This is a genomic window from Bacillales bacterium, assembly GCA_035700025.1.
Taxonomy (GTDB): Bacteria; Bacillota; Bacilli; order Bacillales; family DASSOY01; genus DASSOY01.
In genome coordinates this window covers 1-25,128 of record DASSOY010000012.1, presented here as the reverse complement: position 1 = coordinate 25,128, position 25,128 = coordinate 1, and the positions used below count along the sequence as shown (strand labels likewise).

The 25,128-nt window shown below is 47.0% G+C and carries 28 protein-coding genes and 1 pseudogene; 12 read left to right on the top strand and 17 right to left on the bottom strand.

The features are described from left to right. Positions 1-203 precede the first annotated feature (203 nt). The 7 genes from VFK44_02110 to VFK44_02080 form a co-directional block, all read right to left on the bottom strand. On the bottom strand, positions 204-1,112 hold the full coding sequence (locus VFK44_02110; protein ID HET7627157.1) for a prenyltransferase: 909 nt from the start codon (positions 1,110-1,112) through the stop codon (positions 204-206). Then, on the bottom strand, positions 1,109-1,498 hold the full coding sequence (locus VFK44_02105) for a hypothetical protein (GenBank protein ID HET7627156.1): 390 nt from the start codon (positions 1,496-1,498) through the stop codon (positions 1,109-1,111). Before VFK44_02105 ends, VFK44_02110 begins: the two co-directional genes overlap by 4 nt. A gap of 32 nt (positions 1,499-1,530) precedes the next feature. After that, entirely contained in the window at positions 1,531-1,824 is a 294-nt protein-coding gene (locus VFK44_02100; protein ID HET7627155.1) for a metal-sulfur cluster assembly factor, read from the bottom strand. Positions 1,825-1,837: 13 nt separating this feature from the next. Then, the gene (locus tag VFK44_02095) at positions 1,838-3,082 is read right to left on the bottom strand and encodes a hypothetical protein (protein HET7627154.1); all 1,245 of its coding nucleotides are present in this window, start codon (positions 3,080-3,082) and stop codon (positions 1,838-1,840) included. Positions 3,083-3,098: 16 nt separating this feature from the next. Continuing rightward, the gene (locus VFK44_02090) at positions 3,099-3,320 is read right to left on the bottom strand and encodes a DUF2249 domain-containing protein (GenBank protein ID HET7627153.1); all 222 of its coding nucleotides are present in this window, start codon (positions 3,318-3,320) and stop codon (positions 3,099-3,101) included. Next, positions 3,317-3,562 carry a DUF2249 domain-containing protein gene (locus VFK44_02085; protein HET7627152.1) on the bottom strand — a complete coding sequence of 82 codons (246 nt, stop codon included), beginning with the start codon at positions 3,560-3,562 and terminating at the stop codon, positions 3,317-3,319. Before VFK44_02085 ends, VFK44_02090 begins: the two co-directional genes overlap by 4 nt. A gap of 192 nt (positions 3,563-3,754) precedes the next feature. After that, on the bottom strand, positions 3,755-4,363 hold the full coding sequence (locus tag VFK44_02080) for a hypothetical protein (GenBank protein HET7627151.1): 609 nt from the start codon (positions 4,361-4,363) through the stop codon (positions 3,755-3,757). A gap of 160 nt (positions 4,364-4,523) precedes the next feature. Between VFK44_02080 and VFK44_02075 the strand changes: the two genes are divergently transcribed. Beyond that, positions 4,524-5,813: a PQQ-dependent sugar dehydrogenase gene (locus VFK44_02075; protein HET7627150.1), complete on the top strand. Its 1,290-nt coding sequence runs from the start codon at positions 4,524-4,526 to the stop codon at positions 5,811-5,813. 44 nt (positions 5,814-5,857) lie between these two features. Here the strand turns inward: VFK44_02075 and VFK44_02070 are convergent, their stop codons facing one another. After that, positions 5,858-6,160 (bottom strand): spore coat protein, encoded by a 303-nt coding sequence (locus VFK44_02070; protein HET7627149.1) that lies wholly within the window; start codon positions 6,158-6,160, stop codon positions 5,858-5,860. Next, entirely contained in the window at positions 6,157-6,360 is a 204-nt protein-coding gene (locus VFK44_02065; protein HET7627148.1) for a hypothetical protein, read from the bottom strand. Before VFK44_02065 ends, VFK44_02070 begins: the two co-directional genes overlap by 4 nt. Before the next feature lie 163 nt (positions 6,361-6,523). On the opposite strand from VFK44_02065, the gene VFK44_02060 reads away from it, so the two are divergent. From VFK44_02060 to VFK44_02040, 5 genes are all read left to right on the top strand, one after another. After that, entirely contained in the window at positions 6,524-7,795 is a 1,272-nt protein-coding gene (locus tag VFK44_02060) for a cytochrome P450 (GenBank protein HET7627147.1), read from the top strand. 98 nt (positions 7,796-7,893) lie between these two features. After that, positions 7,894-7,983 carry a YjcZ family sporulation protein gene (locus VFK44_02055; GenBank protein HET7627146.1) on the top strand — a complete coding sequence of 30 codons (90 nt, stop codon included), beginning with the start codon at positions 7,894-7,896 and terminating at the stop codon, positions 7,981-7,983. Positions 7,984-8,114: 131 nt separating this feature from the next. After that, positions 8,115-8,690 carry an RNA polymerase sigma factor gene (locus VFK44_02050; GenBank protein HET7627145.1) on the top strand — a complete coding sequence of 192 codons (576 nt, stop codon included), beginning with the start codon at positions 8,115-8,117 and terminating at the stop codon, positions 8,688-8,690. Further along, entirely contained in the window at positions 8,683-9,519 is an 837-nt protein-coding gene (locus VFK44_02045; GenBank protein HET7627144.1) for an Ig-like domain-containing protein, read from the top strand. Before VFK44_02050 ends, VFK44_02045 begins: the two co-directional genes overlap by 8 nt. An 86-nt stretch (positions 9,520-9,605) precedes the next feature. Then, positions 9,606-11,084 carry an MDR family MFS transporter gene (locus tag VFK44_02040; GenBank protein ID HET7627143.1) on the top strand — a complete coding sequence of 493 codons (1,479 nt, stop codon included), beginning with the start codon at positions 9,606-9,608 and terminating at the stop codon, positions 11,082-11,084. Between the two features lie 70 nt (positions 11,085-11,154). Here the strand turns inward: VFK44_02040 and VFK44_02035 are convergent, their stop codons facing one another. Then, positions 11,155-11,352 carry a hypothetical protein gene (locus VFK44_02035; protein ID HET7627142.1) on the bottom strand — a complete coding sequence of 66 codons (198 nt, stop codon included), beginning with the start codon at positions 11,350-11,352 and terminating at the stop codon, positions 11,155-11,157. Between the two features lie 336 nt (positions 11,353-11,688). Here VFK44_02035 and VFK44_02030 point away from each other — a divergent pair, with 336 nt between their 5' ends. After that, positions 11,689-13,065: an alkaline phosphatase gene (locus VFK44_02030; GenBank protein HET7627141.1), complete on the top strand. Its 1,377-nt coding sequence runs from the start codon at positions 11,689-11,691 to the stop codon at positions 13,063-13,065. Between the two features lie 176 nt (positions 13,066-13,241). On the opposite strand, the gene VFK44_02025 is transcribed toward VFK44_02030, so the two are convergent. Continuing rightward, on the bottom strand, positions 13,242-14,123 hold the full coding sequence (locus VFK44_02025) for a DMT family transporter (GenBank protein ID HET7627140.1): 882 nt from the start codon (positions 14,121-14,123) through the stop codon (positions 13,242-13,244). Positions 14,124-14,322: 199 nt separating this feature from the next. Between VFK44_02025 and yunB the strand changes: the two genes are divergently transcribed. Then, a complete protein-coding gene (gene yunB / locus VFK44_02020) occupies positions 14,323-15,132 on the top strand; it encodes a sporulation protein YunB (GenBank protein ID HET7627139.1) in 810 nt (269 codons plus the stop codon). Positions 15,133-15,480: 348 nt separating this feature from the next. Then, entirely contained in the window at positions 15,481-16,308 is an 828-nt protein-coding gene (locus VFK44_02015) for a nuclease-related domain-containing protein (protein HET7627138.1), read from the top strand. Between the two features lie 103 nt (positions 16,309-16,411). Here VFK44_02015 and VFK44_02010 read toward each other — a convergent pair whose 3' ends face one another. Beyond that, the gene (locus VFK44_02010) at positions 16,412-16,687 is read right to left on the bottom strand and encodes an OsmC family protein (protein HET7627137.1); all 276 of its coding nucleotides are present in this window, start codon (positions 16,685-16,687) and stop codon (positions 16,412-16,414) included. Beyond that, positions 16,688-16,882: a hypothetical protein gene (locus VFK44_02005; protein ID HET7627136.1), complete on the bottom strand. Its 195-nt coding sequence runs from the start codon at positions 16,880-16,882 to the stop codon at positions 16,688-16,690. Between the two features lie 163 nt (positions 16,883-17,045). Here VFK44_02005 and VFK44_02000 point away from each other — a divergent pair, with 163 nt between their 5' ends. Beyond that, positions 17,046-18,350: a sulfatase gene (locus VFK44_02000; protein ID HET7627135.1), complete on the top strand. Its 1,305-nt coding sequence runs from the start codon at positions 17,046-17,048 to the stop codon at positions 18,348-18,350. A 51-nt stretch (positions 18,351-18,401) separates the two neighbouring features. Here VFK44_02000 and VFK44_01995 read toward each other — a convergent pair whose 3' ends face one another. Then, on the bottom strand, positions 18,402-18,962 hold the full coding sequence (locus VFK44_01995) for an NAD(P)H-dependent oxidoreductase (protein ID HET7627134.1): 561 nt from the start codon (positions 18,960-18,962) through the stop codon (positions 18,402-18,404). Between the two features lie 176 nt (positions 18,963-19,138). Here VFK44_01995 and VFK44_01990 point away from each other — a divergent pair, with 176 nt between their 5' ends. Further along, complete coding sequence (locus VFK44_01990) at positions 19,139-20,125, top strand: formylglycine-generating enzyme family protein (GenBank protein ID HET7627133.1); 987 nt, start codon at positions 19,139-19,141, stop codon at positions 20,123-20,125. 177 nt (positions 20,126-20,302) lie between these two features. Further along, complete coding sequence (locus VFK44_01985) at positions 20,303-22,072, top strand: DUF6612 family protein (protein HET7627132.1); 1,770 nt, start codon at positions 20,303-20,305, stop codon at positions 22,070-22,072. 653 nt (positions 22,073-22,725) lie between these two features. On the opposite strand, the pseudogene VFK44_01980 reads toward VFK44_01985, so the two are convergent. The 3 genes and pseudogenes from VFK44_01980 to VFK44_01970 all read right to left on the bottom strand — a co-directional run bounded on the left by VFK44_01980 (position 22,726) and on the right by VFK44_01970 (position 25,108). Then, positions 22,726-23,580: pseudogene (locus VFK44_01980) on the bottom strand (manganese catalase family protein). 192 nt (positions 23,581-23,772) lie between these two features. Next, complete coding sequence (locus VFK44_01975; GenBank protein HET7627131.1) at positions 23,773-24,159, bottom strand: VOC family protein; 387 nt, start codon at positions 24,157-24,159, stop codon at positions 23,773-23,775. A 31-nt stretch (positions 24,160-24,190) separates the two neighbouring features. After that, positions 24,191-25,108, bottom strand: a complete 918-nt coding sequence (locus tag VFK44_01970) for an aldo/keto reductase (protein HET7627130.1) — start codon at positions 25,106-25,108, stop codon at positions 24,191-24,193. Positions 25,109-25,128 lie beyond the last annotated feature (20 nt).

Genomic DNA, 25,128 nt, shown 5'->3' with positions numbered 1-25,128 from the left:
CGAAACTTCTTTCTCATGTTCATTGTAGAAAGGGGACAAGGCGTGAAATGTGACCCCCGTCACTCACTGGCGACTGTTCACATACTGTTCATAAAAACCGCGGAAAATGTTCATCATTTGTTCAAAAACGACCATTTTGTGAGCATAAAATGACGGCGAAGAAGTTCGAATCAAGGACGGGAATTAAGAGTGTCGGCAATGCCTCAAATAGTCACCCCCAGCCAAATAGCATTCAGCAATGACAGCATCGTTAACTGCTTTTCCGTGCGGCTGACGGAATGAACAGAGGCGACGTTTGTCTTTCTGATACGGACAAAGGAAACAGCAATCACGGCTAATGTGCCGAGCAAAGCGACGGGGCGGGCGAAGGGGAGGCACGCGACGGCCGACAACGCGGTCAATAAGAGATAAAGGTACGCGGGAGCCTTTGGCGAACCGTATTTATCCATAAAATAGACGACCGTCGTTGTTTTCCGGGGAACCGCATCCCGATCCGCGAAGCGATCGGGAATGTGGTGGATCATGAGCCATGAAATGGAGAAAAGGGCGTGGACGCCGGCGTTTTCGAGCGCCCATGAGGGCAGGTGGTGGAGGAAGAAAAGCGGAGCGGCAAGCGCGAGCATGAAGATGGCGGGGAATGCCGAGAGGCATTCTCCGAGAAAGGGGCGGTAGCTGAGGAGGAGAGGGGGCAGCGAGTAAGAGAGAGCGCTCCAGATGCCGAAGGCGAGGAGGAGGGCGAGCACGGGCTGGCGCGCAAGGAGCGAAGCTAGAAGAAGGCAGACGGAAAGAACGGTGAAGCGGAGCGCCCACCGTTGCAATTGTTCGTATGTAAGCAAACCTTTGGCGATGACGCGGCTGCCGCCGGAAAGCAGGCCGGGACTGTGTAAGTCGGTTTCGGAACGATGATCGGCTAGATCGTTGACGGCATGAGAAAGAAATCCTTGGACGAACACACCGCCAAGGAAAATGAAAAAGACCGAAAAAGTCGCTTCGACGGGCAGTTGCGCTTTTCGAAAAAGAGGAAGGGCGGTCGTCGCTACTGCACCGCCGCTCCAAGATAGGACGGGGACGATCCGCAACAGCCGCCATAACGCATGAATGGTCTGTTTCATCGGTAGCTCACACTTTTGTTCGCATGAAAGAACTTGCGTTTCGTTGCCCGCAGTTGTTTGCTAATCTTTTCGTCTGTCATCGCGCGATACTGGGTCTGTCCGCGTAAATGTGCGTGCCAGTCAATCCAGCGATGAGCATTTCTGAGTACATAGCCGTGAATGCCGCGTTGACGAAAACGAGAGATCGCTTTTCCGTTTTTCCATAACACAAAGGCACGGAACGTTCTCGGCGCGACCCATTTTACAGTAAACCGTTCGACATCACGATGAAACATCAGCCGCACTGCAACGAGGATGGAAAGCAGGAAAAAAGGGAACAGCTTTGTCCATCTACGAACATGTATAAGCGTTGCCGAATACGTGTACATCATTTTCTCCTCATCCATTCAGCCGGATTTCCACTTCTGCACGCGGGTGATTACCCCCAAAGCATTCTTTTTCCTTCCGGCGTCATCGATTCCGGCGTCCATTTCGGTTCCCAAACGAGCTCGACTTCGACGCTCGAAATGTCCGCATGTTCATGAAGTGCATATTGAATCCCGGTCTCCATCGTAGAATGCAGCGGACAGCCCGGGGTGGTTAAGGTCATCTCAATATGAACATGACCATCAATGTTTTTGATTCCGTAAATGAGTCCAAGATCGACGATGTTGATCCCGAGTTCCGGATCGATGACTTCCTTCAGCGTTTCGCGAATTTCTTCCTCCGTCATGGAAGTTTCCCCCTTATTTTCTCAAAACAAGTGCCAACTCTACTGCGTAAGCAAAAGATACGATAAAGAAGACGGCCTGACCAAACGTCCCGACCCTTATGAGATGAAACGCGACGCTCGCCGTGTTTAAGGAAGCAGCAGTAAACATGGCGGTCAGCCAAACTTTTCCGCGCTTTTCATGCAGCATCTCTTTTAAACTCGGAGTTTTTTGTTTCCCGATGATTGTCCCGTATTTATGCGTCCACCAAAGAAACGGGATGATTTTATATAAATAGCCGAGAATCGTCAGCGAAATCCAGCCGATGATGACAAGGTACACAAGAGCTTCAAGCACAACACCCGCCCCGCTGATCCAACCGGAAACAAGAACCAACACGCTGGAACAAAAACTAAATGGAATGGCAAACAACGCAGCGGTAACACCGGGATCGATTTTTTTCCGCATTCGCTTTTGCAAGATTTTTTTCAATTGAATGCCGTAACAAGCAAATCCGAATAGAAGCACGAAGCACCCGACCGCAATCAGTGCTCGCCATTCAAAAAGGACACCCACCGACGCCGCCGCGATTCCGGCATTAAGCCCGTAGACCGCGAACGTTCCGAATTTGCTTTCATAACCGTGAGACAAAGTGAACATCGGAGCCAATTTATACGAAAAGCCGACGATTAACATCGTGAACCAACCGATGGTCCCAAATAAAATGTGGACCGTTAACAGCCGTTCATGCCAAACGCCGAGATGGGGGGAGAAAAAATCAAGTGTCAACCAAAGCCCGAGACTAACGGTCACAAGTAAACTCGTTAATGCGGAAGCGACCGCGGTGCGAATGTCCGAACGCGCGGCATCTTTGATCGTCATCCATAAGTTCCATTCAAATAATAAAATGGCAGCCACGGTCACTGCAGCAAAACTGACGAGTCGACCGGCGGAAAAATCATAGAAACTCCAAGTTAGGCCGAGCACCCCGACCACGTATAACCTATACTGCCAGCGCGCAAGAGGGAGGTAATGAATGTTTACCTGCAGCGCAACGGGAACAAGTTGATACATGACACCCATCGCGATCATCGTCGCAAAACCGAGAACCAACAAGTGAGCAATCGTAAGCACATACGGAACCTGTGCCGTTCCGTGAATGAGCAGGGCGATCCCGCTAAGCAATAACCCTTGAGCAAGCACAAAGATTGCCAGACCGGTCATGATGAAAGTCAGCGGGACGCGAACGTCTTCAAGTTTCGCCGTCATTGGCTGCGCCATGTTCGTCACCTTCCCTCTACGGCTTTCGAATCGTAATGCGAAAACCGCCGTCTTCATTCGCGGCCGTCTCGTGTTCGTAACCCATTTCATTCAATTCCTCATAAAGAAACATCGGCCGGCGGTCATTGATGATCACCAATGTTTCGCCCGATTCCATTTGTTCGAGTCGTTCCAACGTTCTCATCATCGGCTGCGGAGGGCTGAGCCCCCGGTTGTCGAGCACATTCGCCTCATTCATTCTTTCCGCTCCTTCCAAAAGCGAATGATCCAATGGCTTTTCCCTTCGTGTATCGCTTCATAAAGAAATCCTTTCCGTTCCATGACTTTAAACAGCGGCACCGGCTTAAACGTCGCGTGCAAGACGAACGTATCTTCCGGCTCTAAGCTCTTAACGGCCTCCATAATGTCTTTGAACGGCTCTTTCTTTGCCTTTAAGATTGGTCGAACGTCAAGCTCGACCGTTTTTCCGTTTTGTGTCATCGCTGATCACCTCACCTTATATGGTAAGCACTATTACCAACTAGCGGCGTGACAGCGATCACACCTTTTTTTACAAATCCATGAACTTCGTCTTGGTAGCGTTCGTAAAGAAAGATACTGGTTCCAAATGAAGGAAATACAACTAGAACACAATGCTGCGGAATGAGGAATGGAGGAGGGGAAAGAAAAATGTTATCTGAAAGATGCGCGGAGGATCAGCCATAACGACCACAGATAAGGCAACGGAGCTGTTGTCACTTGAAGCCATAACGAGCGTTCAGGGAAACAGAGCGAAAGCACAGCTCCGGCGATCGCAATGATCGACGAAATCATCCCTGCACGAGACATCCACCCTTTGACGGAAACACTAAGTAAGAAGAAACCGACATAAACGATCAGCATAGCGAGGTAACCGGAAAACAATCCCCACGTAAACAGGATGCCCCAAATCGGTTGCAAACCGGTCGCATCCTGAAGGACGATTTCGTGCAATATTTGCGGCAAGACAGCAAGTTCCGCCGCAAGGACGAGAGACCAAACAGCAAGAGCGACAGCAAAGAGCCGTGCAGCATCACGGGAATTATACTCGGTATCTGCGAAATATGCCAAACCGGTGAGCCATCCAAAAATACCGACTAAAAAAACGACGTGATCCAAGCGCCAGAAGGAGTCGTGAGCGACTTCATTCATTGCGAAAGTCACGTTCCATGGATTTGACAGCGGAGGATGAAAAACGGTTGCCGTTCCTAATAAAAGGGCGCCTGTTATCGTCATCGTTGCAACAAATGTTCGTTTTTTCAAGAAAACACCGCCTCTCAGACACAAGTATCGCCGATTGGGATCTGTCGCATACGCGGATCCTTGACTGAAAGCACGGAACAGGCTTATCACGATCGATACATATTAGACGCTTGTCAATGAATAGGTTTTTAATAAACATACGAAGACGGGAGACGTACACATGCGTAAATTAAACCCGGAAGCTATTCGATTGCCTGAAGGATTCGCCATTTCGGTAGCTGAAAAGGGATTGACGACACCAATCAATCTAACATTCACGGAGAACGGGCAAATGCTTATCGCCGATGCAGGTGTCACGTCGGGAAGCGGAAAAGTGTTGAGACGGACAGGCAAAGGTTTTGAAGTCGTAGCCGAAGGATTCAACCCTCCGCTTACCGGCATCAATTACCATCACGGCAACATCTATGTATCTCACCGCGGATTCGTCACGGTGGTGAAACCGGACGGCACGAAACGGGACATTATTGCCGGACTTCCAAGTTTCGGCGATCATCACAACAATCGAGTCGTATTCGGGCCGGACGGTAAAATGTATTTCGGTCAAGGCACGGCAACGAATTCCGGCGTCGTCGGCGAAGATAACAGTTGGGCGAAAGAATATCCGTTCTTTCACGATTACCCGGGAATGTCGATCCCCTTGCGCGGACAAAATTTCAAAACGAACGAATTTTTGACCGAAACGAAAAATCGCGTCGCTTACACAGGAGCTTATTCGGCATTTGGCGAAACCACTCACATAGGGGAAACCGTTCGCGGACGAATAAGAGCAAGCGGCAGTATTTTGCGGGCCAACCCTGACGGTTCCGAACTCGAGCTCGTCGCTTGGGGACTGCGCAATCCGTTTCGTCTCAAATTCGATGACCGCCAACGATTGTTCGCAACTAATCACGGTATGGATGTAAGAGGAAGCCGGCCGGTCGAAAATTCGCCTGACGAATTTCAATGGATTCGACCGGGAACTTGGTACGGTTGGCCTGATTATACCGGTGGTTTGCCCGTAACCTTACGGATGTTTCATCCGAAAGGAAAACCACACCCGCGTTTCTTGCTCGCCCGGCATCCGATGCAGCCGCCGCGGCCGATTGCCGTTTTTCCGCCTCATTCGGCAACGATGGGATTTGATTTTAACCGAAACGCAGCTTTCGGCTCTGTGGATGACGTTTTTCTCGCCGAATTTGGTTCCGGTGCCCCTTTGACGACCGGCGGCGAACCGCTTCCGCATGTCGGACACAGGGTCTCGAGAGTACAAGTGAACACGGGAAACGTTTCGCCGTTTGCAATCAATCGTTCCGGACGTGCCGCATCGGAAACCGATGAGGGGGGCTTGGAACGGCCGATTGATGTTGTCTTTGGACCCGGCGGGGAAATGTATATCGTCGATCTCGGTTTGTTTTCCGGGGGCACAGCGAGACCGAAAACCGGAGTGATTTGGAAAGTCGTAAAAAATTGATTGAAAAAAAAACGATGGGCATCAAACCCATCGTTTTTTTCTCGCTATGACTGTTGTTGCAAATTGAGTGCTTTTTCGGAAGCGTTAAAATCAACCGCGATTTGTTCTTGGACATCATTCGGATGATAATACCCTCGAGACACCATATAATGCGTAATTTTTTCGTGAGCATCAATCGCCGTGTTCAACTGAGCACGCAGCGTTTCCCGTACTTCCGGAGTCACCGTTTCCGAAAGAGCTAGGGCGTAATTTTTGATTCCGGTTTTCGCGGAATTCAGCAAATCCGAAGCAATCACTTGATCGGTCATTCCACCCATTCCGGTCATGTTTTGGACGAATTCATTCATAAAGTGACCTCCTGAGCTAATAAGTTTTGCAAAGATTGAATGTTTTCCCGGTCGGTTTGCGCCGCCTGTTGTAAAATTTTCCTTAAATCTTCATCTTGAGCAAGAGCACTCATCGCGGTCGATTTCGTCAAGCAAAGGTTTTTAAAACTAAGCAGTTCACGTACCTCCAAGGTTTCATGAACACCGGTGGTTTGCGGCATCTGATTACCTCCTTCATCGTGGATGGACTTCATCGTTAGGGTGGCAGGTAGCCATGCCGAATATGAGTGGTGATTGTTGCCAAGCTTCCGATGATTAAAAAGCCGAGACGTTAACAATAATAAGGAACAACATCTTGTCGAGAGCGAAAAGGAGAAGATCAACATGGCGAATGTGGAAATGCCTCGCGACGAAAACGTCGACGATACGTTTGCGTTGCTTCGTGAAGGTTACCAATTTATAAAAAATCGCGCCGACCGGCTGGAAACGGATGTTTTCGAAACGCGTTTACTTGGACAGAAAGCGATTTGCTTGAGCGGGGAAAAAGCGGCACGCTTGTTTTATGATCCCGATCTCATTCAACGGAAAGGTGCCGTTCCGAAACCAGTACAAAAAACATTGTTCGGAGAAAAAGCAATTCAGTCGTTGGACGGTGACGCTCATCTCCATCGAAAAAAACTGTTTTTGTCGTTGATGGTGCCGAGTGAACAAGAACGGTTGGCAAAGATGACCTTCGAACAATGGCGCGCACGGTTGTCCGACTGGGCAAGTGCCGAAACCATTGTGCTGTTGGAAGAAGCAAAACGCGTGTTGTGTGAGGCTTCCTGCAAGTGGGCGGGTGTCCCGCTTGAAGATGGAGAAACCGAGCAGCGTGCGGAAGATTTTTACGCGATGGTGGACGCCTTCGGCGGAATCGGCCCCCGGCATTGGAAAGGAAGGAATGCACGCAAACGCACCGAGCAATGGCTCGAGCAAATGATCAATGAAGTTCGAGAGGGAAAACGGAAGGTGACTGAAGGGTGTGCGCTTTATGAATGGACATATTTTAAAGACGTGGAAGGCAAATGGTTAGATGCCCATATGGCCGCAGTGGAATTAATTAATGTCATTCGCCCAACCGTCGCCATCGCAAACTATCTTACGTTTTGCGTGCTTGCCTTACACGAGCATCCGGAATCCGTTGCCAGCCTGCGCACCGGAGAAGAAGCGCACTTGGACCGATTCGTGCAAGAAGTAAGAAGGTATTATCCGTTCGCCCCTTTCCTTGGCGCACGAGTGAAAAAGGACTTCCAATGGAAAGGCTATGCTTTTAAAAAAGGTACGCTCGTATTGCTTGATGTTTACGGAACAAACCGCGACCCGCATTTATGGGAAGAGCCAAATGAATTCCGGCCGGAACGGTTCTCCGAATGGGGTGTGGGGCTGTTCGAATTCATCCCGCAAGGAGGAGGAGACCGATCGAAAACGCATCGTTGTCCGGGTGAAGGCATAACGGTAGAAGTGATGAAAGCAAGCGTGGACTTTCTCGTCAACGAGATAGAGTATGAAGTGCCGGAACAAGATTTGTCCTACAGCTTGCAGCGAATCCCGTCACTTCCGAAAAGCGGAGTCGTCATGAAAAATGTGAGCAGAAAACTGATTCCGGCAAATAAATAAGACAACTCAGCGTTCGTCCGTTTCAAAACCTTCGCCTGCTCCATATGTTATCAATGTGAGACAGCCTCTCACAAAATTTACACGAGGAGTGATCATCCATGGGTTACGGCGGAGGTTACAGCTCCTTTTATTTGATCGTTGTTTTGTTTATTTTGTTGATCATCGTTGGAGCGGCTTACGTTTACTAAACCAGTAGCAGAAAGACCAAATGTCCCGAAAGCATTCGCTTTCGGGACATTTTTTTCGTAACGAAAACGGTTTTCCGTGGTTTATAGTAATAGGAGAGGCTATTTGCATGCAACAGTTTGGAGGATGGCGAATGAAACGTTTGATTTTCAGCCGGGGGAGGAAACAAGATCCGCTCGAGCAGAAACGACTGTTTGACCGATATTATGAAACTGTATACCGTGTGGCATTCCGTTATTGCCAAAATCGACAAGACGCCTTGGATATTGTTCAGGAAGCGTTCGTTCGGGCGTTTTCTTACCGAACCACGTTCAATGACCAAGGAGAGCAAAGTTTTACTGCATGGTTGAAAGCAATCACACGTAACGAGGCGCTTCGGTACATCAAACAAAGAGCGAAACGGAAGGAAACGTTCGTGGATGATTGGCAATGGAAAGCCGTTGACTCTTTTAAAGGATTCAAAGAACAAGAACCGCAAGAACAAACGATGCGCCGGATGCAACTCGATTGCATCCGGAATATCATCGCCGAACTCCCGGAGCATTACCGGCAAATTTTAACTTTGAAAATCGTCCACCATTTCAGCCATAAACAAATCGGAAAAACATTGAACATTGATGAAAACACATCCCGGCAACGGTTTCATCGAGCGAAGGAAGCGGTTAAAAAACAGTACCGGAAAGAATGGGGGCTGGAACACGATGAATGAACGTGAATTCGAAGATTTGTTGAAAGATGCTTTGCAAGAAGCCAGCAAGCCAAACGATGTTCCGGATCGAGAGGCCGTATGGGCTCGAATCGAATTAAAACGACCTTTGCCCAATGCGAATTGGCTGCGAAGATCACTCATCATAACCGCTGCTGTCTTCGTCTTGTGCCTATGTCTTTATTATTTGATACCGCCGCAAGCAACGATCGCATCAACAGAGACAGATGAACAGCAAAAGCAAATTACAATTCGATTTTCAAAAGTCATGGATCGCGCTTCTGTGCGAAAAGCGGTAAACGTCTCGCCCGACACCGGATATGCTTTAAAGTGGCTGCAGGGGGATTTGCTGCGAATCGTCTTCCCGCGTTTGGAACCTGGAATGAGCTATCATCTCGAGATTGATGCCACGGCGAAAGCAGCCTTCGGAACAGGGCTAGCCGAAGAAATCGCTGTCAATTTTTACGGACCGGAACAACAAACCGCTCCAACAAAACTTTCCGGGGTACGAGCCGAACTTGTTCGTTCAAAAAAAATCCAGTGGTCCCAACAGAAGCTGCAACAAATCGTAGACGGTATCGCAAACGGTCACTACACATCGCGGCTAACACCTGAACATGCGGCGATGGATGATCTGCAAACTTACATGCCGGATTGGCCTAAGACATACCGAATGCCCCAATTGATTTCAACCGACGGAAGCCAAGCGGTATTGAAAGCCGCAAGCAAGGATAATGACGGGTATTTGGTGCTGACAATGAAGCGGTTGTCGGAAAAAGGCACGCCTCCGGCCTGGGTTTTGACGCGAATCGATTGGTGGCGGCAGCCATAAACAAATACTTAGACGTTTGATGGCAAAAAAGATAAAATAAGAGGACCGCACAGGAGAGAAGAACCAACAACGGAGTGGGGAATGGTATGAAACAACAGGCGCAAACGCCGGAAACGAAAGGGCAGCGGAGGTTGATTGCCGGCCTTCTGTTGGCCGGAACGTTTATTGCGATTTTGAACCAAACGTTGATGATCACGGCGATTCCGCCGATTATGCATGAAATGCACATTACCGCCAATTCAGCGCAATGGTTGACGACGGTATTTATGCTTGTGAACGGCGTTATGGTTCCGGTCAGTGCCTTTTTGATTGAGAAGTTTACAACGCGCAGGCTGTTTCTTTCCGCTATGAGCATTTTCGTCGTCGGAACGGTCATTTGCGCAATTGCTCCGACGTTTCAATTGCTGCTTCTCGGCCGTGTCGTGCAGTCAGCTGGCGCCGGCATCATGCTGCCGCTCATGCAAACGGTGTTCCTGCTCATTTTTCCGGTGAAAAACCGCGGCGCGGCAATGGGGATCATCGGCCTCGTCATTTCGTTCGCCCCGGCGATCGGTCCGGCCCTTTCGGGTTGGATCACAGAACATTATTCCTGGCGTGTTTTGTTCGAGTTAATATTACCGATTGCGGTTATTGACATTCTTGTCGCTGCGATTGCGATGAAAAACGTGACCGAGTTAACCAATCCGAAGGTGGACGTTGTCTCGATCATATTGTCTTCGTTCGGCTTTGGCGGGTTGTTGTACGGTTTCAGCTGCGCCGGCAACTATGGCTGGGGAGCTGTTTCAACGGTCGTGTCGCTGGCGATTGGAACGGTTACCTTGTTCCTGTTCATCCGGCGGCAACTGAAAATGCGCGTACCGATGCTCGAATTCAAGGTGTTTGGATATCCAATCTTTACCTTGGCCACCGGCATAACAATGATCGTATTCATGGGATTGATCGGCGCGGAAACGTTGATTCCGCTTTATATGCAAAATGTACGCGGATTTAATGCGATGCAATCAGGTCTCGTGTTGTTGCCCGGTGCGCTCATTATGGGGATCACATCGCCGATTACCGGAAGAATTTTTGACCGTATTGGTGCGCGCTGGCTGGCAATCATCGGAATGGCGTTGTTCGCAGCGGCTACGATTCCGTTCACGAACCTGGATCCAACCACCTCGTTTGCATTTGTGACAACGATGTACGCGATCCGAATGCTCGGCATGTCAATGGTGATGATGCCAGTCACGACGGCTGGATTGAATCAGCTCCCGAAAAAGCTTATTCCGCACGGAGCGGCGATGAGCAATACGATGCGAATGGTCGCAGGAGCAGTTGGAACCGCCATTCTCGTTACCGTTATGACGACGACTGCGGAACATGCAGATGCGTTGACCCCAACGCAAGCGCACATTCACGGCATCAACGTCGCTTTTATGGTAGCAGCAATTCTCGCGATCATAGGTCTACTGGCTTCCTTTTTCGTGAAACGTACACATCCCCCGGATGACGATATCGAACAAAACCGTGCGAATCATGCCATCGCCAAAAACGAAAGGACATCGACTACTACGGGAAATTAAAGAGGCAGGACTTGAATCCCGCCTCTTTTTTTAGTACTCCGTTTCGAATGTTGTCATTATGAGAGATCCCCTAGTGTTTTCGTTTATGCAGAAGGAATACCGTTTGTACGCAAATAACCATCACCAAAATGAAAATGACCGCTAAGGCAGGGTCTGCGGATTGCATCCAATCGCCAAGCCTCGGCAGCAAATGCGGAAACAAATTTGACAATAGGAATGCGGCAAACGACAACAGCCCAATGGCAAACGTCCTTGTTTCAGGTTTCATTTGCGTTCCCCCATATATAAGATTCTCCTGGACACTCCCGCCTTCAATGCGACAAACAATGAATCTTTAGTTTTAGCATCAACGAATGTGACGAACCTTATGCACGAAGGAAGCTAGAAAACTTCTACAAATTTCGGCTTGTTATTTAAAATAACGGCAAAGAAAACATACGAAAATTCGACAATACGTATATATAAATTTAATGTTCGATTTACCCCAGTTTAATAGAGTCGCTTTAAAATAGATTGTAAGCTTGGCGGCGCGGTATAGAATGATTGATTATTCGCAAGGTTGTCGCCTCGGCCGAGCCATCATCTTTAACAGGAGGGCGATCATTTGTTCAAGAAAATGTGGTCTAAGAAAGCGGTCATACCCGTTCTCGCATCACTGATTGCAATTGGATGTCAATCAAGTTCTTCGGTCGGTGACGACGTCCGTGCAGCCCAAACAGGAAAAACGAAGGAAAATCACGCGAAAATCAAAAACGTCATCGTCATGATCGGTGACGGCATGGGACCGGCATACACGACGGCTTACCGGTATTTCAAAGACGATCCTTCGACACCCATGATGGAAGAAACCGTCTTTGATAAGTATTTCGTCGGCATGCAAAAAACGTATCCGCATGATGAACATGAGAACATTACCGATTCTGCGGCAGCGGCAACAGCCATGAGTGCTGCTGTAAAAACGTACAACGGGGCAATCGCGGTGAATACCGATCGGGAACCGGTAGAAACCGTTCTGGAACAAGCCAAAAAACGCGGAAAATCGACGGGACTCGTTGCCACTTCGCAGATCAATCATGCAACACCTGCAGCATTTGCGGCCCATAATGAGGACCGCCATAATTACAATGAAATCGCTGATGCTTATTATGACGATAGAATCAATGGAGAGCACAAAGTAGATGTCATGCTCGGCGGGGGAACGAACTATTTCATTCGCGAGGATCGCAACTTGGTTAAACAATTCAAGCAGAACGGATACAGCTATGTAACGACACGAGAGGAACTGCTGAAGGATGACAATGATCAAATCCTCGGGCTTTTCGCGCCGGTCGGCTTGCCGAAAGCGATTGACCGTACAAAGGAAATCCCGTCTTTAGAAGAAATGACAACTGCCGCGATCGAGCGGTTAGACGACAACAAAAAGGGCTTTTTCCTCATGGTCGAAGGCAGCCAAATCGATTGGGCCGGACACGACAATGACATTGTTGGGGCCATGAGCGAAATGGAAGATTTTGCAGACGCTGTACAAGCGGCAATTGCTTATGCAAAGAAAGACAAGCATACGCTTGTCGTTGTCACAGCCGATCATTCCACAGGCGGATTAAGCGTCGGAAGCGGGTATAAGTACGTCTTTTATCCGAAAGCCATTCAAGCGGCGAAGATAACCCCCGACTTCATGGCGGAAAAAATCGCATCCGGAGCCGACGTGGAAACGGTGCTTGATCAGTATATCGACTTTGATTTAAGTGCGGAAGAAATTCAATCTGTAAAAAAGGCGGCGGCAACGAAAGACGACGACAACGAGGTGCACAATGCCATCGAGAAAATTTTCTCCGAACGGTCCCATACGGGCTGGACGACGACCGGACATACGGGTGTAGATGTTCAAGTTTTTGCCTATGGTCCGGGGACTGAACGCTTTGCCGGCATGAACGAGAATACAAATCTTGCTGAACAAATATTTAACATTTTCAAACGGTAACTCAACTGTGACAAAGGTGAGGCTGGTTCAAATAGTCGTTGAGAAACGACTGGGGGAATCAGCCTTCCGACGTTTAAGTCGGAAACGCTCATGTTAGATGCGCGTATTTATATGAAAGTACATTTTTCGAAGGAAATAAGAACACAGGTGAGCGATCACTCAACTCGGGCATTTTTTTACCCGGCGTCAAATTTCGATTTGTCTGTTTTCTCCGGCCAATTGACGGCGAAAATGCCGGCAAAAATCAAGGCACCGCCTGCAAGCAGGGAGGGACCGACCGGTTCGTTTAAAATAAGCCAACCGGAAATGACGCCGAAAAACGGGGCGAGAAACAAGAACGCACTAACTTTCCCTGGATGTCCTTTTTTCAAAAGAAAAAACCACGTCACAAACTGCACGATGGACGCCATGACCGCCAGCCATAAAAGAATGAACAGCGAAGTGGCATTGACCACGAAAAAAGCATCCTCGAATAACCCGCTCACCAACAATAACAAAATACCGCCGAAAAGCATTTGGTACGCCGTTAACACCCAAGTATCGAAGCGCACGCCCCATCTTTTGATCAAAAGGGTGGCAATTGCGAACGAAACAGCTCCGCCGAAGCCGATAATCGTTCCGATTTGCAAAGACAATTGTCCTCCGAGCGTGATGAAAACACCAAGAAATCCGAGAATTACGCCGCCCCACTGCATCCAGCGGTAACGCATCTGCAAAAACAAGGAGCTGAAAATCACCACGAGCAACGGATTAATAAAGGTCAAAATGGCTGATTCACCAGCCGTAATCGTTTTTAAACTGAAAAAAATCGCCCCCATAACCCCGGTCGTTTGAAAGAAACCAATGATGACGATGCGAAACCAGTCCGCCATCATCCGAGGATGTTTCCGCTGAAACAGAACGACGAAAATCGCCATCAGCACCCCAGCAATCGCAAATCGCAAACCCGCGAGCAGAAAAGGGGAGGCATAAGACAATCCGATCTTTCCGATCGTAAATGACGTTCCCATCAAAGCGGTCGTTATAAAAACCATCAACGCAAATAAACTCGGTTTCACAAGCAATTCTCCTCATTCAATATAGGGAAGCTCGAACCATTGAGACCGTTCCCTGTTTGATGGATTATACAACGTCCGGCGGCCGTTTGCCTAAAGGATTGCTCATCCCGCGTTCCGGAAACTGTCGTGTCACGCAGCATCTAATCCTTCTGCATGAAAGATTCGGTCAAGCATATACTTTCCTGAAGGGAGGTTCCTAATGTTTAAGCCGAAGAAACGACGCGGAATTCGCTGGCCGCATTTCAAAATAGGCAAACCTCTTCCTCCGCGGCACACGTTCATCATTACGTTTATGATTTTTATTACGTTAACGTTATGGGGACTGTGGATGATCAATGAAGGAATTAAGCCGACTCTGATGGCCTACGCCAAAACCAAAACGAAAGACATTGCGACGACGGTAGCCAACGCGGCCGTAACGAAACAAGTGAAAGAATTGCAAACAAAATTGGAGTTTCTTCATCTTGAAAAAAACAACGACGGGGAAGTCACCGCCGTGGTGATCGACTCTTCCAACGTCAACATGTTGATGACTCGCACGACCGCACAAACGCAACAATATTTAAAACGATTGGAGAATGGGGAACGATGGTCGTTTCTGAACGGCGATGGCATCGAAGTGACGACCGAAAGAAAAGGCGCCTTAATCTATCAAATTCCGTTGGGTGTAGCCACAAACAATTCACTTTTGGCCAACCTCGGTCCGAAAGTTCCGGTCCGTTTTCATGTTATCGGCAGCGTAACATCCTCGCTTGTCGGAATCGCCGAACCGGTGAGAATTAATAACGTATTCTTGAAATTATTTATAAAAATTCACGTGAATGCCCGGGCGATCATTCCATTCGCAACCGAGCCAGTGGAAGTGACGACCCAAGTTTTGGTAGGAAGCGTCATGGTCTCCCGTGAAGCGCCGTTGTATTACTCTGGAGACGGCGATGACAACGGATCCCCATCAATTGTTTTACCGTCCGACAAAAACAGCAAACGACAATTTCAAATTGCTCCGTAAAAAAATGATTTCTCACCGCGAGCAGTCAAACGACACCTCAACCGCATGCTTTTGCAGTTAGAGGTGCTTTTTTTATAAAATCGACGCCTAAATGAACCTGGCATGCGAAATAAGAATACGGATAGATCAATACGCAGCAGGGAGCGGAAGGGGGCGAACTTATCCCTAAACTGCCCCTTTGCGGATCATTGAAACACATAGCGAAAGCACCTTTGATGAGACCGAACTCGACCGCTTGTTCAAGTCTATTTTTCGATTAAATATTTGATCGGTTTTGACCGATGGTAAAGTACATCTTTTTACATGGATGTGCTGATGGACACGAATGAGAAGAAGAGGAGACAAGGTATGTTTTTGACAAAGCTATTCACCAAGAAAACGAGCGGCAAACCACTGAAAACCGATGCGAAAGCAAACCAAAAAGAGCGGCAGCGAAAATCAAACCGAAAAGGGGAGCTTGGGGAATACAAGATTGACATTCAACTCGCCCAGCTGCCGAAAGATTGCGAATTCATCAGTGACTTGATGATCAAAAATGCAAAAAGCCGGTCCGGTTTTTCTCAGGTAGACCATGTAATCGTTACGCCGTTTGGATTGTTCGTCATCGAAACGAAAAATTATCAAGGAAAGATTTACGGGAACCGGGAACGAAAAAAATGGCGCATCAACGGCAAATTCGAAATGTACAATCCCTTTCTGCAAAATTTTGGCCATATAAAAGCCATACAAGCCCTGCTTCCTGAATACAAGGATGTTGCCTACATATCAATCGTTTCCTTCACGAAGCGGTGTACCTTTGCCGTCGATCCCGAACTTCGGAAAATCCAATCGAATGAACTGATCGTGTATGATACGGAGCTGTCGGAGTTCATCCAGAGAAAACTCGTTCTGATGCCGAAGCTGGGCATTGAGCCGTGTTTGAGCTCGGAAGCGATTAAAGACATTCTCGAACGATTAACAAAAGCAAACATTACGGATTCATCCGCAAGAGAAACACATATCGCGAAAATCAAAGATAAAATTGAAAAAACGAACACAGCGGCAAAACCTTCTCGCAAGGGAAAATGCAAAACATGCGGAAAAGGTGTGTCGGAAAAGGTTGAAAAGTTCTGCTTAAGCCAGAAGCAACGTTTCGGCGGCAACATCTATTGCTATGAACATCAGCAAAATGATTAATTCAAGTTTGTCTATCGTCCTAACTATTGTGGATCAACGGCGACATATTGCAAGCACCTGTTTTGTGCGAAACAGGTGCTTGCATAAAAAAAGTCCTTTTGGATCATGCGTCCACTTCTTGGATGTCCCAATCATATTCGATTTGTACGCAGCCCTTCAGCGTCTGCGCCACTGGACAATTCCGTTCGAACACTTTTAATGCACGTTCTGCCTCTGTTCGTTTCCCTTTCGGGATTTCAAGATCAAAATGGAGTTGAATGTGGGTGATTTTCAATATGCCGTCAGGCGCCTCGATCGTCCCTTCGGCTTTCGTGCCTAGTTTGTCCGGGTACGTCGGAATTTGACGCGCCTCCAGCGCGCCCGCGAGCGTCCCGGTCATTCAACCGGCGGCCGCGGCAATCACATGATCCAGCGTCGAAGGATGCTCTGTCTCCGGTTCTGCTTGATAAAAATCTTTGACCCCGCCGTGAATTCCGTAATAAAAAGGCTCTTTAAAATCACCGATGTACGCCCGGCGGGTTTTTCCTTCATCTTGAAAGACGCGAATCTTCGAAATTTCTATCGGTTTTGCCATCCAAACCCTCCTTTCCGGCTTTTTTACATCCTTTCCCCGTAAAAAAAACTGCTGAAACATGAAAAGTTGCAAAAGTTGAGCTGATTTCATAGAGGATTTTCTCATGAATGTATAGAAGGTACATGAGGAAATGATAGACTTTGGTTTCATTGGAGGAATGAAAGTGGCAGACAAACCGAATCTCTTATTCATGATCAGCCATGACCTCGGGCAGCACTTGCATTGTTACGGCGCAAAGACGGTGCGATCCGATCATCTTGATGAACTGGCCGCAAACGGCGTGCGATTCGAAAACGTATTTTCCGCTGCTCCGCAATGTTCCCCCGCGCGGGCTTCGATTGCCACAGGGCGTTATCCACACAATAACGGCGTTATGGGGCTTGCCCATGATCCCTTTTCATGGACGCTTCCCGAGCGGGAAACCCATGTGGCCAGTCTTTTAAAAGACAACGGTTATCAAACGGCACTGATCGGGATGCAACACGTGATCGACAATCCCGCAACAATAGGTTTTGAGAAACATATACCGGGAGCAAACAGCACGGAAGCTGCGCCGAACGCTGAAGAGTGGTTGGAAAATTACGCGCGAAACACGGACGACCGTCCTTTTTATCTAGAAATTGGATTTGAAGAAGTGCACCGTCCTTACGGGCTTAACAAGCCGGACGCGATGCTGGGAATGGAACTTCCACGATGGCTGCCTTCTTATGAAGGAAGCGATGAAGAAATTGCCGCCATGCAAGGGGACATTTTCGCCCTTGATCATGCCGTCGGCAGAATTCTGAACAAACTGGATGAATTAAATCTTCGCGCCAACACCATCGTCATTTTTACCGCTGACCACGGGTTGGATTTCCCGCGCGCAAAAGGAACCTTGTACGATCCCGGTATTGAAGTTCCGTTAATTATGCATCATCCGAACTCTGGATTTTCCGGCGGCAAGGTTATTTCGAACATGATCAGCCATATTGATTTGCTGCCGACTTTGTTGGAATGTCTTGAAATTGAAATCCTCGAGAACGTTCAGGGCGAAAGTTTTTTATTTGAAATCACCGGCGAGGAAAACTATGAAACAAGAAGTGAAATTTATGCAGAAAAAACTTATCACACCACCTATGACCCGATCCGCTGCGTGCGAACGGAGGACTACAAATTAATCATGCATTTTAACACATACGACACGGTTGATGTCCCGATTGATGCGAAGGCAAGCCCGGTCTATCATGTGATGTTGGATGAACTCGTGAAACCGCATAACTATTGCGAGCTTTTTGATTTAAATAAAGATCCGCTGGAGAAAAACAACGTTGCCGAAGATCCCGCATATGAGCAAGTGTTGAGCCGGATGCTCGAACATTTGCAGCGATGGATGGAAGACACCGAAGATCCGTTGCTGAACGGACCGGTTCCTTCACCACAATATCGACGGTCGATTGAAATTTTGTCTGGAGAACGGGAACTACGTTAATTGCAGGAAACACGAAAGGCGGCAGAGGAGAGAAGGGGCGTAAGTCACCTGTTAAACTCGAAAATATCTCTCAAGATGCTCATGAAGTTCTGAAAAATACTTCTTGAGATCCGGATGTTTTTTCACGTCAAAACAGGAAAACGTCTTCAAATAAGTCATCCCGACGTATTTATGGATGAGATGGAGCGGAAACAACACGTCTTCCACACTGCCGCCTTCGAAAAATTGACTGCGGTCGTCAAATGCGGAAGAGGGGGCGTTCCAGGTGACTGAAAACATATACTTTTTCCCCGTCAACAACCCGCCGCCTTTCCCGTATTCTTTCGTGTTCCCGCGAAAGTAAACGCCGTGTTCATGGGTCTCGTCCAAATATTTTTTAAACAGAGCCGGCACGCTGTAATTGTAAATCGGCGTCTGATAAATGACGGCATCTGCCCATTTCATCTTTTCCTGTTCTTCGGTTTTTTCAAAGCCATCCTGAAGCACGGACGTTTGCAGTTCGTAATTTTTTTCGGATAAAACCCGTCCGATCTCGTTAAATAACGTCTTGTTCAAACGGCCTTTGGAATGATCATAGTATTCATGACCGTTAATGAGCAGGATTTTTGTCAGAATACCCTCCGGGAGTTCGCCTGCCGTCCAGCTCGAATGGAACCGGCAATGGAACGTGCTTGTATAGGTTGAATCGAAAACCTTCGTTGGATGGATTATACTACGAGAAACACCGTTGCTCAAACGATCAGTCCTAACGAAATTTCGCGATCCAGCATCCGTAAGAGGTGACCGTAATGAACCGTGAATATAATTCCGTCTGCTGTTCCGCAAGCAGATCGATGAACAGAATAGAGTCGAATCATAAAGCAATAAATGATGAAATAGAAACCGACAGTCCTCGCACGGGAGTTTTGAACAAAGAAAAGATGATCCTCATTAACCGTGGAGAATTCATGATGGGGACGAAAGATAAGGACGGCTTTCCGCCAGACGGAGAAGGACCAATGCGCAAGGTGAACGTAGATGCTTTTTATATCGATCCCTGTGCCGTTACAAATGAACAATTTGCACGTTTCGTTGAGGCGACAGGTTATCGGACGGAAGCGGAATCTTTTGGATGGTCATTTGTCTTTTACAGCTTTTTGTCTTCGGATACTCTGGGAAAAGTCCGAGATAGAGTCCCGTCTGCCCCGTGGTGGTGTGCCGTGGCAGGAGCAAACTGGAGAAATCCGGAAGGTCCCGGTTCCAATATAACTGGCCGCATGGATCATCCGGTCGTCCACGTCTCCTGGAATGACGCCGAAGCTTACAGCCGGTGGGCGGGAAAGAGACTGCCGACAGAAGCCGAATGGGAATTTGCCGCAAGGGGAGGTTTAGAACAAAAGAAATATCCCTGGGGAGACAAATTAACACCAGATGGCATACATTATTGCAACATATGGCAAGGGAAGTTCCCCAATCGCAATACGAAGCGAGATGGTTATGCCGGCACAGCCCCGGTCGATTCGTTTCCCGCAAACGGATATGGATTATATAATGTCTCGGGCAATGTATGGGAATGGTGTTCTGATTGGTTCGCCCGCAGCATTCAGAAAAGAGGGGGCAGGGACAATCCAAAAGGTCCGGAAAACGGAACAAACAAAGTCATTCGCGGAGGATCCTATCTCTGCCACAAATCATACTGTAACCGCTATCGGACAGCGGCCCGAAGCTCTAATACCCCGGACAGTTCAACCGGGAACATGGGGTTTCGCTGCGCGGCAGACCGTCAGTTTTTTTAAAAAAAGAATCAGCCGGCCGGAATAGACCTTTCTCGCTTTTGTGAGAGAGGTCATTTTGTGTTTCGAACTCAAAAAACTAACGTTTACAACCGATAATAATATACGTGACCCTACCCAGCTCATCAGCTGCTCGACAAGAATTGGCTGAGTTGTAGAAAAGCAAAGAAAGGACTAGCCATGCAATTTCGTAAAACATTCATGATTTTCATTACACTCTGTTCGATCCTGCCATTTTTCACCGGTTGTAAGCTCATTCGACCGAGCTATAATGCCCATCAAGTGATTGAAAAGACCATTCAGGCGATGAGTAACGTACATTCATATCGTTATGTCGGAAATTCGAGTGAAACCGTTGGTGAAGGAGAAGAGGCTTATACGACAAACACAGCGTTCCAAGGAGACCTTGCATTCGATCCTTTTGTCATTCATTTGACCGAAACCTATAAAGATCCGGACGATCCGGAGATGGATGCGGTCACAGCTGAAGAGTACTTGACGAACGATAAGACTTATTATTCCACGGCTTTATTATCTAAGGAGGTCCAGTGGTTCAAAACAAATGAAGGCGCAAAAACACCGAAAAAGACATCAAAATTGAAAATGATCCTCGGCCACTTAGACTTATTTACTTTCACGACGGAAGCCAATCTATATAGATTTTCTGTTGACGCGACCAATGATGCATTGAAACCGCTTTGGATCGCCTCCATCGCAAATCTCGAGAGTTCCGAAAATACCATGCTTGCTAAAATCCAAAAAGTTGTCCTCGAAGAAAGCACGTTAAAAAAATTTCATTTTGAATTCGCGGTCGATAGAGATACCTTTCATATCGTTTCCATGCACACAAACAGCGAATATGAGCAAGCTTCATTACTGGAAATCGATGAAAAGACACACGTCAAAGTTAAGAAAGAAATGTATTACAATGCTTTTAATGACAAAAATTCAGTCAAGATCCCCCAAAAAATCATTGCGAACGCAAAACCATACGAAGAACTTTTACAAGATGACGCCGCAAATGAGAATAAATTTGAACTTGTCACCGACGACATGAAAGCGGTCACTGACGGTAATTTCAACAACGCCGCGCATTTTCAAAAAGTGGAGAACTGGATTTATTTTACCGATTATTCAAGAGACGAACTCGGAATCCTGAGAGTTAGTGAAAACGGCACGAAACAAACGATCGTTCCAAATGCGATGATTGAGGATATGAATGTATCCGATGGATGGATTTATTACGTGGATTTAGCGTTTAAAGACGACAATCGGGCCAATGACGAAAGTTTGTATCGTATCCGAACGGACGGGACGGACAAGCAGCTTTTATATGGAGATGCATTTGTAGCGAATGTTCGGCTCATCGGAAACTGGATATATTTCGACATTCGTCAACCGAACTACGATCAAAACAATCCGTACGGCGTTTATGATTTATATAAAATGAAAAAGAATGGCGAAGAATTAACGAAAGTTCAAGAGGATGTTTATTTCTATACGATCGTTCAAGATCAATTGATCTATCAAAAACCCGGAAACAGCACACTCTTTGTTACAAGTATCGACCCGTACGCTTCAGACGGCATCTTAATCTTGGATACCCATGTAGGCCGTTTTTTGGCACAAAATGGGTGGATTTATTACATCGCCAACGGCGGCATTTATCGCACGAGACCCGATGGTTCCGGCAGAACCGGCATCGTTCGCGGAGACTTTTCCGGCCTAAATCTTTCAGGAGATAATCTCTATTATCAAGAAAGAAAATCGCGTCATTTATATAAGCAAAGTCTTTCGACCGGACAAAAGGTCAAACTGGCCGATGAAGGATTTCGCACAATCATTACCGGCGGCCGCATCTATTACCAAAAATATGATGCCAACGGTCATACGCAAAGTTGGTGGCAAATGAATCTCGACGGCAGCGGCAAAGAAATGATTATTGATTGAGGGTTACGGTAAAAGTGATCGACAATGGAAAAATGGAAAACAATCTTTCGTCCCATTCGTATAGGAATGGGACACTTATTTTTAACGACACAAAGGGGTTGATTTTGATATATGATATCATTATTATAATATACAAATTTCTGGTGTTGGAGGTAAATTAACTTAATGAAGGTCCATTCAGGATATTTATTCATACTAGTCATTTCGACAGTATTGCTTACTTCTTGTTTGAAATAATAACAAAAATGGATCCCTTGTTAAATACACTACATCCAACACACCAATTAAACGAGATGCCTTTAAATGACTACTTAACCATTTCTTATCACTTGAACGATAAACACATTTATATGAAAAGTATCGACACTTCAAAGCCAGATGAATATTACGTTTTAAATGGCGGGGAAAGAGAAACTCTTGATTTGATAAATTGGTTAAGGCAAAATATAGATAAGTAACACAGCGTATGAATAATTTGATGCTAACAACCATTGCGAATCTTCATTTTAGTTAACATAATATATATTATAGGAATCAATAATTGAATAAGAAACACAGTAATTAAATGGCAATTGGTTTTTTCCTTTCCTGGTGTCCTCCCTTACATACATATTAAAAACAAGCCCTTTGCTCAAGGGCTTGTTTTTGTTCATTTACCTTGTAATATCCACTAAGCCCGGGCTGTGTTCATTGGCGAGTTCCGGCATCTCCGGTACGGGATATCCTTGAGGCGGTTCAGTTACGCCAAGCATTCCTTTGTCTCTGCTTGGAGACTCTCCCTGGAAAATTTCAGCGATTCGTGTATTGTCGATTCGAAAGTTGAACAACACGTTGTGATAACCCATTTCCACATACTTCTGACATTCCGGATATTTATTGAGATCATAATTGGGGACTGGGAATATTTGTCCCCAGTTGACACCCAGCGCTTCAAGTGCCTTAGCAAAAGCGTTTTGGTGGGCGTTGTCACGAACCATGAGAAAAGCCAATGTTTCACGGAACGTTTTGTTTGAACTCATTTCGTAAATTCTTGATTTTTGCAGTACACCGGTGGATTCAAGCACGAGGTTATCCAGCAAGTCGCCGATCAAATTGCCGTGGCTGTATACCCATGAACCGTTCCACGGGTTCCCTGCAGCGTCGACGGGGAGAGAACTTTGCGCCCCGACGATAAAATGCTGAGGATTGGCATGTGCAACCGCTTCATCCAGTGGTGCGCGATCCATGCCCGCTGCACCTGCGTTGTTCTCCCCTGCTCCTGTCAATAACTGGTTGATCGTGTTTTGAACAAGTTACACGTGGCTGATTTCTTCAAGGAAAATCCCCCGAAGCAAATCACGAAATGGCTTGGCCTGCCCCCTGAAATTGGAACTTTGGAAAAAGAACTGCATCATCGTGCGCATTTCGCCAAAATGCCCGCCGAGGATTTCTTGCATCGCTTTGGCAGCTGCGGGATCCGGCTGATCCGGTATGATTGGGTTAATTAATTCTTCTTTGTAATAATACATCAGCACAACTCCTTTTTGAGCGATCACCTTTAGGATTTCACTTCATTCGTCCTTTATGCCGTGCAAAATTTTCCATGATTTTATTGTTATGAATGATATTGAAATGAGATCATCGTAATCAGTTTTCACCTTATCATTATCATTAAAAAAGCACCCCGCAAGCGAGGTGCTTATCCTTCGGATGATTACGATTCAGCTTTTTTTACACACGATTTGGATAGGATTTCCATCGGGATCTCGCACCCACCCGGCTCGCAGCTTTCCGTTTAGAAAATCATGCGGGTCGGATAATCTTGTCGCTCCCTCATGAATGAGTTTTTCGATGGCTGCATCGGTATCTTCTGTCCAGAAGACGAGCTCACAGCCGGAATTGCTTCCCGGGATCAGTCCGTGAATGGCTTCGGTTGATTCCTTTGTAGCGACCCCCAGTTTAAATCCTTCTAAATCCAATTCGTGGTGCACGGCCTTTCCTTCCATTTCTGCCGTAAACGTAAGCGAAAACCCTAATTTCTCATAAAATTGCTTGGAGATGTCCAGGTTGTCGATATAAAGGTTGACCTGCGGTGATGTGAATTTCATCAAGACTCCTCTTTTCTTGTACAAAACTGCCTTACGGCAAGTCATTCCCCGCTGCGCGGTAAAGTTCATACCATTCTTCACGAGTCAATGTGATGTCAGATGCTTTTGCAATCGCAGTTAAACGATCGGGATTCATCGTGCCGACAACGGGTAAAATCTTTGCCGGGTGTCGCAAGATCCAAGCAATCGCGATTGCTGAATCGGTCACGTCGTATTTGTTCGCCAATTCTTGCAGCTTTGCGTTCACCTCAGGAAAGTCATCGTTACCGACGAACGCGCCTTTGATCATGCCGTATTGAAAAGGCGACCAAGCTTGCACCGTGATCTGATGCAAACGGCAATATTCCAGTACACTGTTTTCTCGGACTATCGCTGGATCGTTTTGCATGTTCACATTCAGTCCTGCATCGATCATCGGCGTATGCATGATGCTGAATTGCATTTGATTGGCGATTAACTGGTCGTCCAACGCGCTCTCCAGCAACTGCATTTGCATCGGATTATGGTTACTCACACCAAAATGACGCACTTTCCCGCTTTCTTTCAACGTGCCGAACGCATCCGCGACTTCTTCAGGCTCCATAAGTGCATCGGGGCGATGAAGAAGCAAAATGTCTATGTAGTCGGTTTTTAAACGCTTCAAGGTGCCTTCGACCGAATTTAAAATATGTTCTTTTGAAAAATCATAAAGTCCGTTGCGAATGCCGCACTTTGATTGCAAAATCATCGATTCGCGCACATCGTCATTCATGCCGACCGCTTCGGCAAATACTTCTTCTGATTTGCCTCCGCCATAGATGTCTGCATGATCGAATAAATTGACGCCGGCTTCCCTCGCGTTTTCAATTACGTGGGCGGCATCTTTCAAGGAAAGCTCGCTCATCCGCATGCAGCCTAACGATATTTCTCCAACTTCCAAACCGCTTGTTCCAAGTTTCATTTGTTTCATCGAATCCCTCTTTCTTATAG

Coding starts and splice junctions, on each gene's coding strand:
- VFK44_02110 (HET7627157.1), bottom strand. CDS start 1,112: ATGAAACAGACCATTCATGCGTTATGGCGGCTGTTGCGGATCGTCCCC.
- VFK44_02105 (HET7627156.1), bottom strand. CDS start 1,498: ATGGATGAGGAGAAAATGATGTACACGTATTCGGCAACGCTTATACAT.
- VFK44_02100 (HET7627155.1), bottom strand. CDS start 1,824: ATGACGGAGGAAGAAATTCGCGAAACGCTGAAGGAAGTCATCGATCCG.
- VFK44_02095 (HET7627154.1), bottom strand. CDS start 3,082: ATGGCGCAGCCAATGACGGCGAAACTTGAAGACGTTCGCGTCCCGCTG.
- VFK44_02090 (HET7627153.1), bottom strand. CDS start 3,320: ATGAATGAGGCGAATGTGCTCGACAACCGGGGGCTCAGCCCTCCGCAG.
- VFK44_02085 (HET7627152.1), bottom strand. CDS start 3,562: ATGACACAAAACGGAAAAACGGTCGAGCTTGACGTTCGACCAATCTTA.
- VFK44_02075 (HET7627150.1), top strand. CDS start 4,524: ATGCGTAAATTAAACCCGGAAGCTATTCGATTGCCTGAAGGATTCGCC.
- VFK44_02070 (HET7627149.1), bottom strand. CDS start 6,160: ATGAATGAATTCGTCCAAAACATGACCGGAATGGGTGGAATGACCGAT.
- VFK44_02065 (HET7627148.1), bottom strand. CDS start 6,360: ATGCCGCAAACCACCGGTGTTCATGAAACCTTGGAGGTACGTGAACTG.
- VFK44_02060 (HET7627147.1), top strand. CDS start 6,524: ATGGCGAATGTGGAAATGCCTCGCGACGAAAACGTCGACGATACGTTT.
- VFK44_02055 (HET7627146.1), top strand. CDS start 7,894: ATGGGTTACGGCGGAGGTTACAGCTCCTTTTATTTGATCGTTGTTTTG.
- VFK44_02050 (HET7627145.1), top strand. CDS start 8,115: ATGAAACGTTTGATTTTCAGCCGGGGGAGGAAACAAGATCCGCTCGAG.
- VFK44_02045 (HET7627144.1), top strand. CDS start 8,683: ATGAATGAACGTGAATTCGAAGATTTGTTGAAAGATGCTTTGCAAGAA.
- VFK44_02040 (HET7627143.1), top strand. CDS start 9,606: ATGAAACAACAGGCGCAAACGCCGGAAACGAAAGGGCAGCGGAGGTTG.
- VFK44_02035 (HET7627142.1), bottom strand. CDS start 11,352: ATGAAACCTGAAACAAGGACGTTTGCCATTGGGCTGTTGTCGTTTGCC.
- yunB (HET7627139.1), top strand. CDS start 14,323: ATGTTTAAGCCGAAGAAACGACGCGGAATTCGCTGGCCGCATTTCAAA.
- VFK44_02015 (HET7627138.1), top strand. CDS start 15,481: ATGTTTTTGACAAAGCTATTCACCAAGAAAACGAGCGGCAAACCACTG.
- VFK44_02010 (HET7627137.1), bottom strand. CDS start 16,687: ATGACCGGGACGCTCGCGGGCGCGCTGGAGGCGCGTCAAATTCCGACG.
- VFK44_02005 (HET7627136.1), bottom strand. CDS start 16,882: ATGGCAAAACCGATAGAAATTTCGAAGATTCGCGTCTTTCAAGATGAA.
- VFK44_01990 (HET7627133.1), top strand. CDS start 19,139: ATGAACCGTGAATATAATTCCGTCTGCTGTTCCGCAAGCAGATCGATG.
- VFK44_01985 (HET7627132.1), top strand. CDS start 20,303: ATGCAATTTCGTAAAACATTCATGATTTTCATTACACTCTGTTCGATC.
- VFK44_01975 (HET7627131.1), bottom strand. CDS start 24,159: ATGAAATTCACATCACCGCAGGTCAACCTTTATATCGACAACCTGGAC.
- VFK44_01970 (HET7627130.1), bottom strand. CDS start 25,108: ATGAAACAAATGAAACTTGGAACAAGCGGTTTGGAAGTTGGAGAAATA.